The sequence below is a fragment of the Malaciobacter canalis genome (genome assembly GCF_008000835.1).
Taxonomy (GTDB): domain Bacteria; phylum Campylobacterota; class Campylobacteria; order Campylobacterales; family Arcobacteraceae; genus Malaciobacter; species Malaciobacter canalis.
This window is the reverse complement of the sequence record NZ_CP042812.1, coordinates 1-17,769: the sequence shown is the minus strand read 5'-3', so window position 1 is coordinate 17,769 and position 17,769 is coordinate 1. Positions and strand designations below refer to the sequence as shown.

Here is a 17,769-nt window from a genome sequence, read left to right as displayed (position 1 = left end):
TTATTGAAAAAAGTATCCAAAAAGCAAGCAGCTAATTGTTAAAGGCAAAGCTTCCCTCGTCATTTTAAATTTCTTTTCTGTCTGCGGAACTCCTAAGTAAAGTGTATTTAGCACTTTACTTACTCAAACAGTCCTCAACTTTTTCGAAAAAAATTTAAAACAACTCAGCTTTAACAAATGCTGGAAATTAATATTCCTCTAGCTTTTATTTACATTGTCTCTTTTAACCTCTCCTCTATCTCTTTATAATTATTTTTATAAATAAATGAATATCAAAAAGAGTTTTAGAAGTCGTCAAAATCAATGCTTCCTTTTGAGTAGTTAACAACATTCCCCTCGAAGAAATTCGTTCTTTGATCATTAAATGAAGCATAACCATCAACCCAAGGAATAGGGTGTTTTACATTATACATAGGTTTATATCCTACTGCTTCAAGTCTTCTATCTGCTAAGTATTGAATATATTGAGTGATTATTGCATCTGTAAAACCTAAAATTTGTCCTTGTGTAATATATGCACCCCAAGAAGCTTCAAGTTCAACTGCTTTTTTAAACATATCTCTTACTATCTCTTCAAGTTCAGCAGTAAATAAATCAGGTCTCTCTTTTCTTACAGAATTAATCATATTTTGGAAAAGTAAAAGGTGTGTTACTTCATCTCTTTGAATAAATCTAATCATTTGAGAGCTTCCAAGCATTTTTCCTGATTTCCCAAGTGCATAAATAGCTGCAAATCCTGCATAAAAATATAATCCTTCTAGGATTTGATTTGCAAACATTGCTAATACTATTTTTTGATCTGTAATTTCTTCTTTATCACCAGCTGCTAAACTTTTGTAAACATCAGCTATATAGTTGTTTTTTTCTCTTAATTTTAGATCTGTTTTCCACATTTCATATATTTCATCTGTATTGTCTGAGATACTTTCTACCATAACAGCATATGATTTTGAGTGGTTAGCTTCTTCATAAGATTGTCTTGAAAGGCATGCATTTACCTCAGGTGCTGTTATATATGGATTGATATTATCCATTAGATTATTTGTTTGTAAACTATCCATAAAGATAAGTTGTGAAAGTACTAAATCATACATTCTTTTTTCTGATGGACTTAAATACTTATAATCTTTAGCATCCCCTGTCATTTGAACTTCTTTTGGAAACCATGTATTAGCTTCCATTGTATCCCAAAGATTAAGTGCCCATTGATACTTTAACTTTGTAAAGTTAATCATACCATCAGGATTACCTCCAAAGATTCTTCTATCATTTAAGTTCTCTTTTGATTGTGGATTATATATCGTTTTTCTATCCATTAGGATTTCCTCTTATATTTAAAATTTAAATTTATTTTATAATACTTTTTTAAAAGTTTGTATACCTTGTGTGTAAGGTTATCTTATTGACAACCTGCACACTCCATACTTCTATCTTCAACATCATTATTTGCTTCAGGAGATTGACTTCTTAAATAGTAAGTAGATTTTAATCCTAATTTCCAAGCTAATGTATAAATTTCATGTAGATATTTTCCACTTGCTTTATCTAAACTCATAAATATATTTGTACTTTGACCTTGGTCTATCCATTTTTGTCTAATTGCTGCTGCTTTAATAATATCTGTTTGCTCAACTTCATATGCTGGAATATAATATTGCCATGTTTCAGGACTCAATCTTGGTACCACAACAGGAATAAGTCCACTTAAATTCTCTTCATACCATTTTCTTTTATAAACTGGCTCAATTGCTTGAGTTGTACCCACTAAAATAGAAATAGAAGATGTTGGAGCAATAGCCATCAAGTAACCATTTCTCATACCATTTTCTTTAACTTCTTCTCTTAATTCTTGCCAATCATATCCACCATCAAATAAATCTTTATTCATCAAAGCTTCAACAGCTTGAGGTGCATGATCATGTGGCATAATACCTTTTGACCAGTTTGAACCTTCAAATGCAGGATATACACCTTTTTCTACTGCAAGTTTACTTGATGACTTAATAGCATTATATGAAATTGCTTCCATAACTGAATCAATTTTCTTAAAATGCTGTTCACTACCAAACATGATTTGATGTTCTGCAAGCATTTGTGCTTCACCCATCACACCAAGTCCAATACTTCTTGTTTTTAAGTTAGTTGCTTTTACTTTTCTTAATGGATAGAAATTTAAATCAATCACATTATCAAGCATTCTAATTGCAGTTGGAACTACTCTTTCAATATCCTCTTTTGTATTAATTTTTGAAAGATTAATTGATGCAAGGTTACAAACTGCTGTATCACCATCAATTTTCTCTTTTTCTACTATAAATACTCTTTTTCCATTGATTGAATCTAGTGCAGTTATTTTATTTGCTTTTTTCTCTTGTCCTGCATCAACTTTAATAATTTCATCTTCATCATATGTTTTGATTGTTCCATCTTCAAACTCTAATCTTATTTTATAATAGTTTGGATTTGTATTTTGAAAAATTTCTGTACAAAGATTTGAACTTCTAATATGTCCAGCATGAGCATTTGGATTAGCTCTGTTTGCATTATCTTTAAAGCATAAAAATGGGCTTCCAGATTCAAAGTATGAAGTTAAGATTTTTTTCCATAAATCTTTAGCTTTCATAGTATCTTTTGTAATAGTCTCATCTTTTTCATACTCTTCATATCTTTTTTTGAATGCATCTCCATGAAGTTCACTTAAATCTTTTACTTCATATGGATCAAACAATGTCCAATGAGAGTTTTCTAAGATTCTTTCCATAAATAAGTCTGTTATCCATAAAGATGGAAATAAATCATGTGCTCTTCTTCTTTCTTCCCCAGAGTTCTTTTTAAGGTCAATAAAATCAACTATATCCATATGCCAAGGCTCAACATAAACAGCAATTGCACCTTTTCTAGTTCCAAGTTGGTCAACTGCGATTGCTAAATCATTTGTGATTTTTAAAAATGGAACTGTTCCACCTGCTGCACTTTTATGGTCATCAATAACTCCACCAAGGGCTCTAATTTGGTTCCAATCCCAACCAATACCACCACCATACTTAGATAATAGTGCCATCTCTTTGTAACCATCAAAAATTCCTTCAATATTATCAGGACTTGAACCGATATAACAAGATGAAAGTTGATGTCTATTTGTTCTTGCATTTGATAAAGTTGGAGTTGCTAACATAACCTCAAATTTTGAGATTGCATCATAAAACTCTTTTGCTCTTTCTTGTTTATTATCTTCATCTTGTGCTAAAAACATTGCAATTGCCATAAACATATGTTGAGGAAGTTCAATTGGATCAGCTTTTTTATTTTTGATTAAATATCTATCATATAGTGTTTTAATTCCTAAATAGTTAAATAACAAATCTCTTTCTGAATCAATATAATTATTTAAATCATCTAAATCATAACCCTCACCAAGAGCAGGAAGTAGTCTTCCAGCTTCTTTTCCATATCTTAAATAATCTTTTAAATGACAATATGGTTCACCTTTAATACCATGTGTTGATTTTCCAACTCTATGATACAAATCAAATAAAAACAGTCTTGCAGCAACAAAAGTCCAATTTGGAACATCTATATCAATCTTTTCAACTGCTGTTTTAATAAGTGCATCTTGAATATCAGATGAGCTCATACCATCAATAAACTTTATTTGTGCGTCCAATTCCAATTCACTTTGGCTAACACCATCTAAGTCTTTTGTTGCATCTATAGTCATCTTTTGAATTTTAGTAATATCTAAAACCTCTTTTCTGCCGTTTCTTTTTTGAATCATAATTGCCATTTTTGTTGCCTTTTTTTTACCTAAAATTTTATAAATTATTTAAATACTCTATTAAAAATTGCATCAACATTTTTTGTGTAATAGTCATAATTAAAACACTCTCTAATTTGCTCTTCACTCAATGAGTTTCTTAATTCTTCATCTTCTAATAAATATTGAAGATATAAAGATTCACCTTTTTCATTTGTAGTTGGCTTATCTGATTGTAAACCTTCCCAAACTTTCATTGCATTTCTTTGTACAATTCTATATGCATCTTCTCTACTTACCCCAGCTTTTGGTAGTTCTAATAATACTCTTTGAGAAAATACTAATCCACCTGTTAAGTTTAAATTTTTCATCATATTTTCTGGCATAACAGTTAAGTTTGCAATAACATTGTTCATTCTATGAAGCATAAAGTCACAAGTAATAAAAGAGTCTGGAAGCCAAAATCTCTCTGTTGATGAGTGAGAGATATCTCTTTCATGCCATAACGCAACATTTTCCATTGCAGGAGTTGCATAAGCTCTAATAATTCTTGCAAGTCCTGTAATATTTTCTGTTAATATTGGATTTCTTTTGTGTGGCATTGCAGAAGAACCTTTTTGACCCTTTGCAAAAAACTCTTCGCATTCATAAACCTCAGTTCTTTGCCAATGTCTTACTTGAACTGCAAATTTCTCAATTGAACTAGAAAGTAGGGCTAAAGAAGAAGCAAGTCTTGCATATCTATCTCTTTGAATTACTTGATTTGAAGCAGGTGCAAAAGATAATCCTAACTCTTCACAAGCGAATTCTTCAAGCTCTAAAGGTGCATGGGCAAAGTTCCCCATTGCTCCTGAAATTTGACCAACAGATATAACTTTAAGAGTTTGTTCTAAATTTTCTAAATGTCTTGCCATCTCATCATACCATACAGCAAGAACCAATCCAAATGTAATAGGCTCACCATGAATACCATGACTTCTTCCTACCATTAAAGTATATTTATGCTCTTTTGCTCTTGTTTTAATAGACTCCATCATCATTTTTACATCTTTAATAATTAAATTTAAAGAGTCTTTCATTTGTAAAGCAACAGCTGTATCAACAGTATCAGAAGATGTCATGCCATAGTGAAACCATCTTGACTCATCACCTAGTGTTTCTGAAACACTTGTTGTAAATGCTATTAAATCATGTCTAGTTACAGCTTCAATTTCATCAATTCTTTCAACTGAGAAATTAGCATTTTCAACAATTTTTTGTGCATCTTCATCAGGAATAAGACCTAGTCTATTCCAAGCTTTAACAACAGCTTTTTCAACATCTAACCATGCTTGATATTTAGCTTGCATAGTCCATTTTGAACTCATCTCTTCTCTTGCATATCTTTCAACCATTTACTAGTCCCTTATTTGTTTTTATTGCTTTTTAGTGTATGATATATTAACTAAGTTAGCCAAAATTTTTCATTAAAATTTGGTTAATTTAAACTTAATTTTTAGGAAAAGTTTGTGCCTTTTATTTTAAAAAAATATGAAGCTATTTTAGGCAAAAAAATACAACATTTTTTACTGCAAGATTTAAAGATAGAGCCCAAGTTAGCGCAAAAGTATATTAGTAGAGCAAGAGTTTTTGACCAAAATCAAAAACCTTTTATTTTAAATGAAAAAATAAATACAAATTGTATATATATAGCAGAGTTTGAGGGGCATACAAGAGGTCTTAATCCTTTACTTGAATTTAAAGATTTTGCTTTATTTGATAAACCAACAAAACTAATGGTTCATCCAATTTCAAAAAACACAAAATACTCTTTATTAGATGAGATTCGTTATCATTTTGGAAATAATGCAAATTTAGCCCATAGAATTGATGCTGAAACATCTGGGCTAGTAATAGTTTGTAAAAATAAACAAAGTGAAAAAAGACTAAAAGATATGTTTATTGAAAAAGAGTATAAAAAATCATATCTTGCAATAGTTCAGGGTGAATTAAAAGAAGAGATTACTATTGAAAACTATTTAGAAAAAGAGGGAAAAAATATCGGTGTTAGGATGAAAACTTCTCAAGAAGGAAAAAAATCACTAACTATTGTTAAGCCATTAAATTATAATTGTAAAAAGAACATAACATTAGTAGAAGCAATTCCTCATACAGGAAGACAACATCAAATTAGAGTTCACTTATACTCTATTGGACATAGAATAATAGGAGATCCTATTTATGGAATTGATGATGATATTGCAGAAGCTTATTTAAATAAAGAGCTTGATGATGAAAAAAGATATGAAAAAACAGGTAGTTATAGACTTTGGTTGCATGCTAATTATTTAGAGTTTAACTATAATAATACAACTTATAAATTATTTTCTAAAAACGATGAAATCTTAAAAGAGTTTTATATGTAAAAATTAATATAAAAAACACTATAATATCGCATGTTTAAAAGTAATGAAAAAAATATTTTACGTATTATTAAATATGCGCCTTTATTATTTATACTTTTACTATCTACAATAACTACTTATTTACTTATTTTAAATAACCAAAACATCTACAAACAAGATATCAAAAAAATTGAACATGAATTTTTTATACACAGACAAAAAGAGATAAAACTTGAAGTTGAGAAAATTTATGAGTATATTTTATATAAAAAAGATAGAAGCGAAGAGAGTTTAAAAGCTCAATTAAAAAGTAGAGTAAATGAAGCTCATGCTATTGCTACAAATATTTTTAAAGAGAACAAAAATAAATCTAAAGCTGAAATCTTAAAAATGATACAAGATGCACTAAGAGATGTTAGATTTAATGACAAAAGAGGTTACTATTTTATTCATGATATAAAAGGAAATAATAGACTTTATCCACTAAACAAAAATCTTGAAAATAAAAACTATATAGATTTAAAAGATGCAAAAGGTTATGAGTTTGTAAAAACAATAGTAGAGACTATAAAAAATAAAACCCAAAGATTTGATATTTATTATTGGAGTAAACCTACAAATGAGGGAGAAAGAATTTATAAAAAAATATCTTTTTATAAATATTTTGAACCTTTAAATATTACAATTGGAACAGGTGAATATTTAAAAGATTTTGAAAATGATATAAAAGATGAGATAATAAAATATATAAAAAAGATGAATGAAAAAAACCAAAGATATATTTTTTTATTTGATTTTGATAAAAATATACTAGTTCACAAAAATGCTAAACTATCAAAACTTCAAAAAGAAAAAGAAAAAGAAAAAATCTTACTAAATAAAATCATAGAAGAAGCAAAAAAAGATGATGGATTTATAACATACAATCAAAGTTTAAAAGATGAAATTGAAAATGAAAAAACCTCTTATATAAAAAGCTTTAAACCATGGAATTGGGTTATTGGCACAGGTTTTTATAAAAGCGAATTTACAAAAATATTAGAAGAGAAAAAACAAGAATTAAAAAATAAAAATAAATCTTATATAATAAATATTTTAATTATAAGTATAATAATTACTATTATACTATTAGTAATATCTTCTTATACATCAAATATTATCAAAAAGCGTTTTTTAAAATATAAAGAGAAAATATATGAAGAGATAAATAAAAATAGAAAAAAAGATAGCTTATTAGCCCAACAATCTAAGATGGCTTCAATGGGTGAGATGATAGGAAATATTGCCCATCAATGGAGACAACCTTTATCTTTAATATCTACTGTTTCAAGTGGAATTAAAATGCAAAAAGAGTTTGGAACTTTAAATGATAAAGATTTAGATGAGAGTGTAGATGCAATTACAAAAGCTACAAAGCACTTATCAAAAACAATTGATGACTTTCAAAACTTCTTTAAACCAAATAAAACAAAAGAAAAATTTACAACAACAGATGTATTTGAGAAAAGTCTATCTTTAATTAGTGCACAATTTAAAGCAAAAAGTATTGATATAGAAAAAAATATTGATGAGATTGAAATTTTTGGTTTAGAAAATGAACTTATTCAAGTACTAATAAATATTTTAAATAATGCAAGAGATGAACTTGTAAAAAAAGAACAAAATCATAAAATTATTGTAATAGAAACAAAACAAACAAAAAATAGAGTAAAAATTATAATAACTGATAATGCAGGTGGAGTTTCAACTAAAATAATAAATAAAATTTTTGAACCTTATTTTAGTACTAAAAAAGAGCAACAAGGAACAGGAATTGGACTTTATATGAGTAAAGAAATCATTACTAAACATATGAAAGGAAATATAAAAGTAGAAAACTCAACAATTAATATAAAAGGTAATTCTTATAAAGGTGCAAGATTTACAATAACTCTTCCAACAATCAATGATTAGATTATAGATAAAGTCACTAATGTAACAAATAGATATCTTATAAACTTTGCAAATAATACAATAAGTATAAAAAACTTTAAATTATATTTTAAAACACCTGCTATAAATGTCAAAGGATCTCCAATAATAGGAACCCAAGATAAAAGCAATGAAAAAGCTCCATATTTATCAAAAAAAACTCTATATTTTGCAATCTTTTTTTTATCTAAATATTTTTTATTTTCTAAATACTCTTCACCTTTTAAACCCAAAAAATAGTTTAATAAAGAACCAAAAGTATTACCAAGTGTAGCAAAGAGTAAAAGTAAATAGATATTATAGTTTTCCTTGATATTAAAAACTAAAAAAGCCTCACTTCCCATTGGTAATAAGGTTGCTGAAATAAAAGATATGAAAAACAGACTAATATATGTCATTATTGTTTATTAAATAAATTAAATATAGTTTTTGGAATTACAATTTTAATTTGTGAAATAAATACACCAAAAAGTACTACAAATGATGCAGTAATTTCAATATAACTTAATCTTTCATTTAAAATAATATAGGCAAGCACTAAAGTAAATACAGGTATCAAATTCATAAAAATTGAAGCTTTTGAAGCATTTATTTTAGTTAATGCATAATTATATAAACCATAACCACCTAAAGTTACAATAATACCTAAATAAGCTGTCCATAAAAAACCTTCAAGTTTAAAAACAAAAGGTGTTGTAGTAAATTCATAAAATGCAAGAGGCAGAAAAAATATTGTTCCTATAAAAGCATGTGCAGCTGTTAAAAATATTGCAGAAAACTTATAAGTTAAATGTTTTGCAACAATTGTATAACCAGCAGCACATGCCATTGCTAAAAATTCTAAAAAATTGCCAAGTACTGGGTTTGGTGCAGTAATACTTGATGTTGCTTCTAAACTTAACCAAATAGCACCAAATACAGCTAAAATTGAACCAAAAATAAATTGTTTTGAAATCAACTCTTTTAATATAAAAACAGCAGCAACAGATGTAATTAAAGGCATTAAAGAAGCAATCATACCCGCTTGTGAAGCAGTAGTTAATTGTAATGCTTTTGATTCAAATAAGAAGTATAAACAAGGTTCAAATAAAGCTAATAAAAGTATAAGTAATATATCTTTTTTTGTAAAATCATATTTTAAAAAACTTTTAATAAAAATCAAAAAACACATAGATGCAAAAACCATTCTTACAAAAATAACTGTATGTGCTCCATATTCATTCATAGCAGCTTTTAAAGCAATAAAAGAACTTGCCCAAATAAACATTGCAAAAGTTAAAGATAAAATTCCTAATATACTAATTTTATTTCCCAAATTAAACTCTTTTTTTTAAATAGACCAAATTTATATCCAATTTTCCTTAAAACAGTCTTTTTTAAAATTTTTTTTAAGTTTATTTAGTTAAAATACATCTCTTAAAGAGAAGCACTGAGAATAGTTTACTATTTTGAGTGCTCTTCTTTAGACCCTTGCAATTATCATTTAAGACAATGCCCCAGGGTGGGAACACAGCAAGGCACCTTACTTGATGGTGTGTTTGGGTATCTGGAGAAGAGTGCTATAAAGCACTCTTTTTTTTTGCTTAAAATTTATTACTTTATAAAAAATCTTTAAAATCACTATCTTTTATTATTACTTTTTTACTTTTTTTATCATATAAAAACCTATGATCTTTACTTTTAACACCTGTTAAAATTATAGTTTTAATTTCTAAATCAGATTTGCCATAAGCTTTCATCATTTTTGTAAACTTTTGTAAAGTTATATATTTTATTTCTTCATTTATTGGTTTTTGCGTTTTTTCTTCGGGCTCTTGTGGTTTTTTTTGATTTTGTATTTGTGGTTTATAAATTGAACGCATTTCATTAAATGCACTTTGTAACAAATCTATTTCTCTATTAAAAACCTCTATGATTTTTTTTTGATTTTTTTCAAGTCTTACAATCTCTGAAGTATACTGTTTTTTCATCCACTTCATATTTTTTTTTAATAAATCTATTTGTTCATCTTTTACTTTTATTAGCTCTTTTATTTCTATAATTTCAACAGGTTTTTCATTTTCTCTAGATTTATCTTCTACATGTTCACTTATATAAACATATGTTTTTCCAGATTTTTTGATAGATTTTAATTGATTGTTTTTTATTCTATAGTGTACACCTTGAAGAGAAAGCCCAAGAATTTGAGCTGCTTGAGAAGTAGTTACTAATCTCTCCAAGACTTATCCTTACATTTTTGCGCTGTCTATTTCTATTACAGTATGTACATTTCCTCTTGGTTTAAAATCTGCAACTACTTTCATCCATTTTGGCTCTAATTTTTCATACAATGTATCAAAAATTTCATTTGCAGAATTCTCATGTGAAACTTCTCTATACATAAAAGTATTGATATAGATTTTTAAAGCTTTTAATTCGATTACTTTTTTATTTGGAGTATATTGAAGTTTAATTGTTGCAAAATCAGGGTATCCACTTCTTGGACATTTTGCCATAAACTCTGGTAATTCAATATTTATAATATAGTTTTTTTCATTTTTATTTGGCCAATAATGCTCTTCATTGTTAATATCAAACTCAACAATCTCTTTTTCGCCATATTTCATTTCCATTTAAATAACCTTTAATATTTTATTTTTGCCAATTTTATCAAAAACTTACTTACAAGTGTAGCAGGTATAAAAATCTTTAGGTATTTAAATAATAGATTTAATAAATTTTTTTATTTTGACATTCTACACAATTAAGTTCTCTTTCATCTTTATCACACACTACACAACCAATCAGTGAGTAATTAGAAAAATCTCTTTTTTGTGTACAGTTTGGATTATTTGATGCCATATAACTTACATTTAAAACTGGATCAAAAGCTAATAAATTTGCAATCTCTTCATCAATATTTTTATTTCTAGCAATTGCTCGTCTTACAAGCATTGATTCACAATCTACTAAAGTTTTTAATTCATCAAGATTATCACTTGTTTTTGCAATATCCAACTTCTCATTTAAACTTATTTCTTTAGCATACATAAATATCCCTTTAAGTATAGTTTTAAAATATACTTAAAATAATATCATAAATTTAAAATATAATTATTAAATTATGTAGTAAAAAATATCTTTTTTATATTTTTTACAATTTTGACACTTTATTTATTAAAATACCTATTATTCAAGTTTTAAAATGACAATTTAGTGTCATTATTTTTTATATAATTTGATAATTCAATCAAATTTCCATCTGGGTCATTTATATAAATAGAATAAATATCTCCTAATGCTCCTGTTCTAAAAACTGGACCTTCTAAAATTTTTATAGCTTTTTTTTGTAAAAATTTAAATACATCATTTATATCATCTTTTACAATAAAACATAAATCAGCACTTCCTTGTTTTACATTTGTAGCTTTTGGCTCAAACTCACTTCCAAGCTTGTGCAGATTTATTTTTTGATTTGCATACTTTAAAGCAATCCTAGTATCTTTAAAAATCTCTTTTTTCATTCCCAAAATTTCAGTATAAAATTTTACTGTTTTATCTAAATCTTTAACTGTTAGTACTAAATGGTCTAAATTTTCAATAATCATAACTATTCCTAAAGTTTTTTATATTTTACTATAAGATTATGTAGTTTGCTTTATTATGATTAATTCTTTATAATCTATTTATGAAAGATTTATTAGAAGTAGAGTTTTTACAAAAAAAGATATAGAAACAAAAGTAGTTAGAGTATTTGAAGATGAAAATCATGTAATTGCTCAAACACTCTCAAGAGAAGATAATACTTATATGCATATAATTGATATTTTTAGATTTGAAAATGGCCTAATTATTGAGCATTGGGATAATATACAAACTATTAAAAATAAAGATTTAATTAGTGACTTATCTATAAAGGTTTTAAATAAAAATTCAACAAAAAATAACAAAAATTTAATAAAAAAATATATTCATGATAAAATTATTAAAGATAATAGTTATATAAAAAATCATATGATATTAGCAGAAGGTGAGTTTGTTTTAAGTGTAAGCGAAATAAAACAATCAAATATTAATTTTGCTTTATATGAACTTTTTTATATTGACAATAGTAAGATAAAAAAAGTTTGGAAAATAAAAGAAAAAATTTTAGAAAAAAAGAATTGGCAAAATAATAACTCCAAATTTTAAAAAGATGGCAATATGCCATCTTACATTTGTGATACTCTTTTTTTGATAATTCTTTGAATTTCATTGTTAATAATCTTTGAAGAACGCAAATTTTTATTTTCATTTGCAATAGTACCAACTGCTTTATTACAATTATCACAAATAAACTCAAACTTTCTAACTGTTGAGTTTTCATAAGCAACTGTATCATCATAATAAAGCTCTTCATTACAAGTAGGACAATAACATTTTAAGTTTACTACTTTATCTTTATTCCAAGACCAGGTCCATTTAATACCATAAAATACATCTTGTGTATATTTACATCTATTTTTTTGAATTACTTTAATAATAATAAATATAATAATAGGAGTTATTACTCCTAAAATTTGTATCCAAATAGGATATGGTGAAATATATTTTTTATAATTAATTATAAAATAATCTTTAATTTTTATAATTGTATCTAAAAAAGGTATTGGTAAAAAAATCAGTAAAAGTAAAATAATTATTGCTAAAACTATTTTTGCTTCATAAGATAAGAGATTTTTTTTTCTCATATAAGCTCCAAATAATTAAAAATTTTGAAAGGTTAAAGGAGAGTAAAAAGAGGACTTAGCCTCTTTTATACATCTAAGTGCTCTACATCTTTTGCATGCTCTTCAATATAGTTTCTTCTAGGTTCTACTTCATCACCCATAAATAGTGTAAATGTATCACTTGCTACTTCTGCATCTTCAATTGTAACTCTAAGAAGTCTTCTATCCTCAGGTATCATTGTAGTTTCCCATAACTGCTCTGGATTCATCTCCCCAAGACCTTTATATCTTTGAATATAAGCACCTTTTTTAGCTAAACTTTCTATATACTCTAATTCATCAATTAAATCATTTTTAAACATAGATATATCTCTTTGAACCAATCTTGAATATATATATGTTGCTTCACTAAAATATGGAGATGCAAATAATTCATCATCAATTAGAAGTTCTTCAAGTCCTTCTTTTGTTTGAACAAATAATTGAATCATATTATCAGTTATGCTTTTTGATAAAATATTATAACCTTTGTTTTCAAGAAAACCTTTTACTTCTTCATATAAAGCAGTATAATCTAATTTTACTAAATCAGGTTTTTCAATCAAATGTTTTAATACTTCAATTAAAGAGTATCTTTTTTCAAGTTGTAAAAGCATTTCTCTATATCTAGAAACAGTTTTAAATAAATCTAGTAAATCATTGTAACCCAAACCTTCAAACTCATATGATTCTAAACCATTTTCAATTAAGAATATTGATAAAGCAGTATCATCTTTTAAATAAGTCTCATTTTTACCTTTTTTATATCTATATAAAGGTGGTTGTGCAATAAATAAATAACCTTTTTCAATTACAGGTCTTAAAAATCTAAAAAAGAAAGTTAATAGAAGTGTTTGAATATGACTTCCATCAACATCGGCATCTGTCATGATAATTACTTTATGATATCTAATTTTTTCATCATCAAAATCTTCACCAATACCACAACCAAGAGCTGTAATCATATTTCTAATTTCATCAGATTTTAAAATCTTATCAAGTCTAGATTTTTCTACATTTAAGATTTTACCTTTTAGTGGTAAAATAGCTTGATAAACTCTATCTCTACCTTGTTTTGCTGAACCACCTGCTGAATCTCCCTCAACTAGATATAACTCTCTAATTGCAGGGTCTTTACTTTGACATTCTGCTAATTTACCAGGAAGTGTTCCAACTGTCATTGAATCTTTTTTTCTAGTTAAATCTCTAGCTTTTTTAGCTGCTTCTCTACCACGTGCAGCCATTAAAGCTTTATCCATAATTGCTTTAGCAGCTGTTGGATTTTCTTCAAAATATTTATCTAATTGCTCACCAGTTAATTTTTGTGCTATTGGTTTTACATAAGAACTTCCAAGTTTACCTTTAGTTTGTCCTTCAAATTGAGGTTCTGGAACTTTTACAGAAACTACAGCTATTAAACCTTCTCTTACATCATCACCAGTAATTTTTGTATCTTTTTCTCTTGCATTTGCATTATTATTTAAATATTTAACAATACTTCTAGTAAGACCAGCTTTAAAACCAGCTTCATGAGTACCACCGTCTATTGTTCTAATATTATTAACAAAAGAGATAGTTTTTTCTGTATATGAAGAGTTATACATCAATGCAATATCAACTTCAACATCATCAACTCTATCAGAGAATGAAATAGCATCACATAAAGCAGTCTCTTTGTTTAAATCAGTAACAAATTGAGCAATACCACCCTCAAAGTGGAAAACTTCTTTTGTCTTAGTTCTTTCGTCTTCTAAAGTAATAGAAATAAAAGGATTTAAATAGGCAACTTCTCTAAATCTTTTAGCCAATGTATCATACATATATTCAGCTATTTCAAAAATTGAATCATCTGCTAAGTACTCAATAGTAGTACCTGTTTTTTTAGTATCTCCAATAACTTCTAAAGGAGCTTTTGGAATACCTTTTGAAAACTCTTGATAGTGAATTTTACCTTCTCTATAAATAGTCATTTTAAGTTCGCTAGATAAAGCATTTACAACTGATACACCAACACCATGTAATCCACCTGAAACTTTATAAGTATCTTTATCAAACTTTCCACCTGCGTGTAATACTGTTAAAACTACTGTTGCAGCTGAGATTCCCTCACCTTTATGAATTTCAGTTGGAATACCTCTACCATCATCACTAACTCTAATAACATTATCTTTTGTTATTGTAACTTTAATATTTTTACAATAACCAGCCATTGCTTCATCAATTGAGTTATCAACAACTTCATATACCATATGGTGAAGACCATTTGTATTTGTATCACCAATATACATACCTGGTCTTTTTCTTACAGCTTCAAGACCTTTTAAAACTTTAATATTACTAGCGCCGTATTCTTGACTCATTTAATTTTCCTTCTTTAATATACTATATTATTTTTCTAAAACTATTGGCATTACAATTGTAAAGAATTTCTCATCTTCTAAATAAAATGGTAAATTTGATTCATTAAAACCAATGTTTACATTTTCATTGTTTGTTAAACTTAAAAAATCTAATAGGTATTTTGCATTTACTGCTAAATAAAAAGTATTTTCTATATTTAAATCTATATCAATTTGTGTTTTTGATTCACTATCTTCATCTAGTGATTCAAATATAATTGTATTTGAACTAAATGTAATTTTTATATTTGAAAATAGTGATGTAACTAATTTTATAGATTCAATTAACATATCTTTTGGTAAAGAGAAATTGTATTTTAAACTATTTGGAATGATTCTATCATAATCTGGAAACTTTCCATTAATTAGTTTTGTAAAAAATGTCATTCTTTCATTTGAAATAATTAAGTTTGTTGAATCATAAGCAACAGTTGCATCATCTAAAAATAGTTTTTGAATCTCTATTATTGCTTTTTTTGGAATTATAAATTGATTTTGATCATTTGATATATTTTGCAAATGAGATACTGCTAATCTTCTAGTGTCTGTTGCCACAAAATTTATTTTATCACTTTTTATATCAACTAATGCTCCATTTAATTCAAATTTAGGATTATTGTTATCAATAGCAGGAGTAATCTTTCTAATAGAATTAATTAAATTTAGCATACTAATATCTAATTTATTTATATTATCAGGTTTTGGTAAACTTGGATACTCTTCTGGGTCATACATAGGTAATTTAAAAGTAGATTTATTTTGTCTAATTATTAAATTGTTTTCTATTGTTTCTACTATTATTTCTAAATCTTTTAATCTTTTTAATATTCCTAATAGATTTGAACCATTAACAGTTGCTTTACCATTAACACTTTCATTTAGTTCATCGATTTGAGACTCTAATCCAATCTCATAATCTGTTGCTTTTATGATAAGTTTATCATTGTTTACTTCTAAATATATATGTGAAGTAATAGCACTTGCATCTTTTTTTTCTAAAAATGGTTGCATTGAAGAAACTATATTCTCAATGATATTTTTTGTGATAATAAATTTCACTTAGATCTCCTCTTATTATTTCTTTTAAGTAGTGGTAGCAGTAGTGTGTGTGAAAAGATGAAAATACCTTTGAAACTTCCATTTCATCGTACGAAATGAAAGTGAATAACAAAATGTTTATATTCACACCTTTTCACACTATCTACTTAAACTTATTTTTACCACTCCTTATTTATTAACTTATTTTTCAAATTTTCGATGATTAATTTAAAGTTTTCATCTTTTTCTATTAACTCATTTGCTTTTTTTATATTATGTGAAATAGAACTATGATCTTTCATACCTAAAAACTTTGCAATATCAGGCATTGAGTTATGAGTTAATTCTCTTGCAAGATATATAACTACTCGTCTAGCATTTGCTACAGTTGCAGTTCTTTTTTTAGATTTTATATCACTTGGTTTAATATTTAGCTCACTTGCTACTAAATTAATAATATCAGGTAACTTTATATTCTCTTTTGTTTCTTTAATTTGCTCTTTTAATAAACCTTGAACTAATTCCAAATTAATCTCTTGATTTAGTAAAGAAGCACTTGCATTAATTCGAATAAGAACACCCTCTATTTCCCTAATTGAGTTATCTAAATTAGTTGCAATAAAGTTAATAATTTCTCTACTTAAATGAATTCCATTTAATTCAGATTTCTTTTCAATAATAGCAATTTTTGTTTCAAGTCCTGGAATTTGAATATCAGCTGTTAATCCCCACTCAAATCTAGACTTTAATCTATCAACAAGTCCGGCAATTTGAGATGGAAGTCTATCAGATGTCATAACTATTTGTTTTTTTGCATTATGAAGTTCATTAAATGTATGGAAAAACTCCTCTTGAGTCTGTTCTTTTCCACTTAAAAATTGAATATCATCAATTAGTAAAACATCACACTTTCTATATTTATTTCTAAAGTGTTCCATGTTTTTATTTTTAATTGAGAAAGTAAAATCATTCATAAACTGTTCAATTGTTACATAAATAACTGTTCTTCCTTGTTGGATTGCATCATTTCCAATTGCTTGTAAAAGATGGGTTTTTCCAAGTCCTGTTCCCCCATAAATAAATAATGGATTGTATTGAATACCAGGTTTTTTAGATACAGCAAGTGAAGCGTTGTAAGCCATTTGATTTGAGCCCCCAACTACAAAAGAGTCAAATGTATATGAAGGGTTTAATATTGTACTTTCAGCTGTATCATTTTTTAGTTTTTCAGTAATAATCTCTTTTTTAGTTTTCTTTTCACCAGCTACTTTTATCTCTATTTCTGGCTTTGTTCCATCAATAGTTTCAAAGCAGTGTTGTATAAGATTTCTATATTTACTTTTTATCCACGAAGCAATATATTTATTTGATACTTCAAATACAGCTATCTTTTCATCAGATGAAATTTTTTTGTAAACTAGCTGTTTTAAATATCTATTATAATCTAATGCTGTTGATTCTTGTTTAATAATTGCTAAAAACTCTTTATTTGTCAT

At 26.7% G+C, this 17,769-nt stretch carries 16 protein-coding genes and 1 other RNA gene; 4 read left to right on the top strand and 13 right to left on the bottom strand.

From position 1 onward, the window contains the following. Nucleotides 1-284 precede the first annotated feature (284 nt). The 3 genes from ACAN_RS00080 to purB form a co-directional block, all read right to left on the bottom strand. Complete coding sequence (locus ACAN_RS00080) at nucleotides 285-1,316, bottom strand: ribonucleotide-diphosphate reductase subunit beta (protein WP_079580154.1); 1,032 nt, start codon at nucleotides 1,314-1,316, stop codon at nucleotides 285-287. A gap of 83 nt (nucleotides 1,317-1,399) precedes the next feature. Next, nucleotides 1,400-3,778, bottom strand: coding sequence for a ribonucleoside-diphosphate reductase subunit alpha (locus ACAN_RS00075; protein WP_191287726.1), 2,379 nt, complete (start codon nucleotides 3,776-3,778; stop codon nucleotides 1,400-1,402). Between the two features lie 41 nt (nucleotides 3,779-3,819). Next, on the bottom strand, nucleotides 3,820-5,148 hold the full coding sequence (gene purB / locus ACAN_RS00070) for an adenylosuccinate lyase (protein ID WP_099334861.1): 1,329 nt from the start codon (nucleotides 5,146-5,148) through the stop codon (nucleotides 3,820-3,822). 114 nt (nucleotides 5,149-5,262) lie between these two features. On the opposite strand from purB, the gene ACAN_RS00065 reads away from it, so the two are divergent. Both ACAN_RS00065 and ACAN_RS00060 read left to right on the top strand, forming a co-directional pair. Then, on the top strand, nucleotides 5,263-6,159 hold the full coding sequence (locus tag ACAN_RS00065; protein ID WP_099334862.1) for an RluA family pseudouridine synthase: 897 nt from the start codon (nucleotides 5,263-5,265) through the stop codon (nucleotides 6,157-6,159). 30 nt (nucleotides 6,160-6,189) lie between these two features. Continuing rightward, complete coding sequence (locus tag ACAN_RS00060) at nucleotides 6,190-8,091, top strand: sensor histidine kinase (RefSeq protein ID WP_099334863.1); 1,902 nt, start codon at nucleotides 6,190-6,192, stop codon at nucleotides 8,089-8,091. On the opposite strand, the gene ACAN_RS00055 is transcribed toward ACAN_RS00060, so the two are convergent. After that, complete coding sequence (locus ACAN_RS00055; protein WP_099334864.1) at nucleotides 8,088-8,507, bottom strand: YqaA family protein; 420 nt, start codon at nucleotides 8,505-8,507, stop codon at nucleotides 8,088-8,090. The two genes, ACAN_RS00060 and ACAN_RS00055, sit on opposite strands and share 4 nt — an antisense overlap. Beyond that, a complete protein-coding gene (locus ACAN_RS00050) occupies nucleotides 8,507-9,424 on the bottom strand; it encodes a DMT family transporter (RefSeq protein ID WP_228150658.1) in 918 nt (305 codons plus the stop codon). The genes ACAN_RS00055 and ACAN_RS00050 overlap by 1 nt, the downstream gene beginning before the upstream one ends. Before the next feature lie 144 nt (nucleotides 9,425-9,568). Here ACAN_RS00050 and ffs point away from each other — a divergent pair. Beyond that, nucleotides 9,569-9,665: signal recognition particle sRNA small type (ffs, locus tag ACAN_RS14165), an RNA gene on the top strand. Nucleotides 9,666-9,707: 42 nt separating this feature from the next. On the opposite strand, the gene ACAN_RS00045 is transcribed toward ffs, so the two are convergent. The 4 genes from ACAN_RS00045 to ACAN_RS00030 all read right to left on the bottom strand — a co-directional run bounded on the left by ACAN_RS00045 (nucleotide 9,708) and on the right by ACAN_RS00030 (nucleotide 11,696). Continuing rightward, entirely contained in the window at nucleotides 9,708-10,328 is a 621-nt protein-coding gene (locus tag ACAN_RS00045) for a DNA-binding protein (RefSeq protein WP_099334865.1), read from the bottom strand. Between the two features lie 9 nt (nucleotides 10,329-10,337). Then, a complete protein-coding gene (gene queF, locus ACAN_RS00040; RefSeq protein ID WP_165773074.1) occupies nucleotides 10,338-10,715 on the bottom strand; it encodes a preQ(1) synthase in 378 nt (125 codons plus the stop codon). A gap of 103 nt (nucleotides 10,716-10,818) precedes the next feature. After that, nucleotides 10,819-11,139 carry a hypothetical protein gene (locus tag ACAN_RS00035; protein ID WP_099334866.1) on the bottom strand — a complete coding sequence of 107 codons (321 nt, stop codon included), beginning with the start codon at nucleotides 11,137-11,139 and terminating at the stop codon, nucleotides 10,819-10,821. A gap of 149 nt (nucleotides 11,140-11,288) precedes the next feature. Next, complete coding sequence (locus tag ACAN_RS00030; RefSeq protein WP_099334867.1) at nucleotides 11,289-11,696, bottom strand: VOC family protein; 408 nt, start codon at nucleotides 11,694-11,696, stop codon at nucleotides 11,289-11,291. Nucleotides 11,697-11,898: 202 nt separating this feature from the next. Here ACAN_RS00030 and ACAN_RS00025 point away from each other — a divergent pair, with 202 nt between their 5' ends. Next, nucleotides 11,899-12,279 carry a hypothetical protein gene (locus tag ACAN_RS00025; protein ID WP_099334868.1) on the top strand — a complete coding sequence of 127 codons (381 nt, stop codon included), beginning with the start codon at nucleotides 11,899-11,901 and terminating at the stop codon, nucleotides 12,277-12,279. A 20-nt stretch (nucleotides 12,280-12,299) separates the two neighbouring features. On the opposite strand, the gene ACAN_RS00020 is transcribed toward ACAN_RS00025, so the two are convergent. From ACAN_RS00020 to dnaA, 4 genes are all read right to left on the bottom strand, one after another. Beyond that, nucleotides 12,300-12,818 carry a hypothetical protein gene (locus tag ACAN_RS00020; protein WP_099334869.1) on the bottom strand — a complete coding sequence of 173 codons (519 nt, stop codon included), beginning with the start codon at nucleotides 12,816-12,818 and terminating at the stop codon, nucleotides 12,300-12,302. Nucleotides 12,819-12,883: 65 nt separating this feature from the next. Then, nucleotides 12,884-15,196: a DNA topoisomerase (ATP-hydrolyzing) subunit B gene (gene gyrB, locus ACAN_RS00015; protein WP_099334870.1), complete on the bottom strand. Its 2,313-nt coding sequence runs from the start codon at nucleotides 15,194-15,196 to the stop codon at nucleotides 12,884-12,886. 27 nt (nucleotides 15,197-15,223) lie between these two features. Beyond that, complete coding sequence (gene dnaN / locus ACAN_RS00010) at nucleotides 15,224-16,294, bottom strand: DNA polymerase III subunit beta (RefSeq protein WP_099334871.1); 1,071 nt, start codon at nucleotides 16,292-16,294, stop codon at nucleotides 15,224-15,226. Nucleotides 16,295-16,452: 158 nt separating this feature from the next. After that, nucleotides 16,453-17,769, bottom strand: a complete 1,317-nt coding sequence (gene dnaA / locus ACAN_RS00005) for a chromosomal replication initiator protein DnaA (protein WP_079578164.1) — start codon at nucleotides 17,767-17,769, stop codon at nucleotides 16,453-16,455.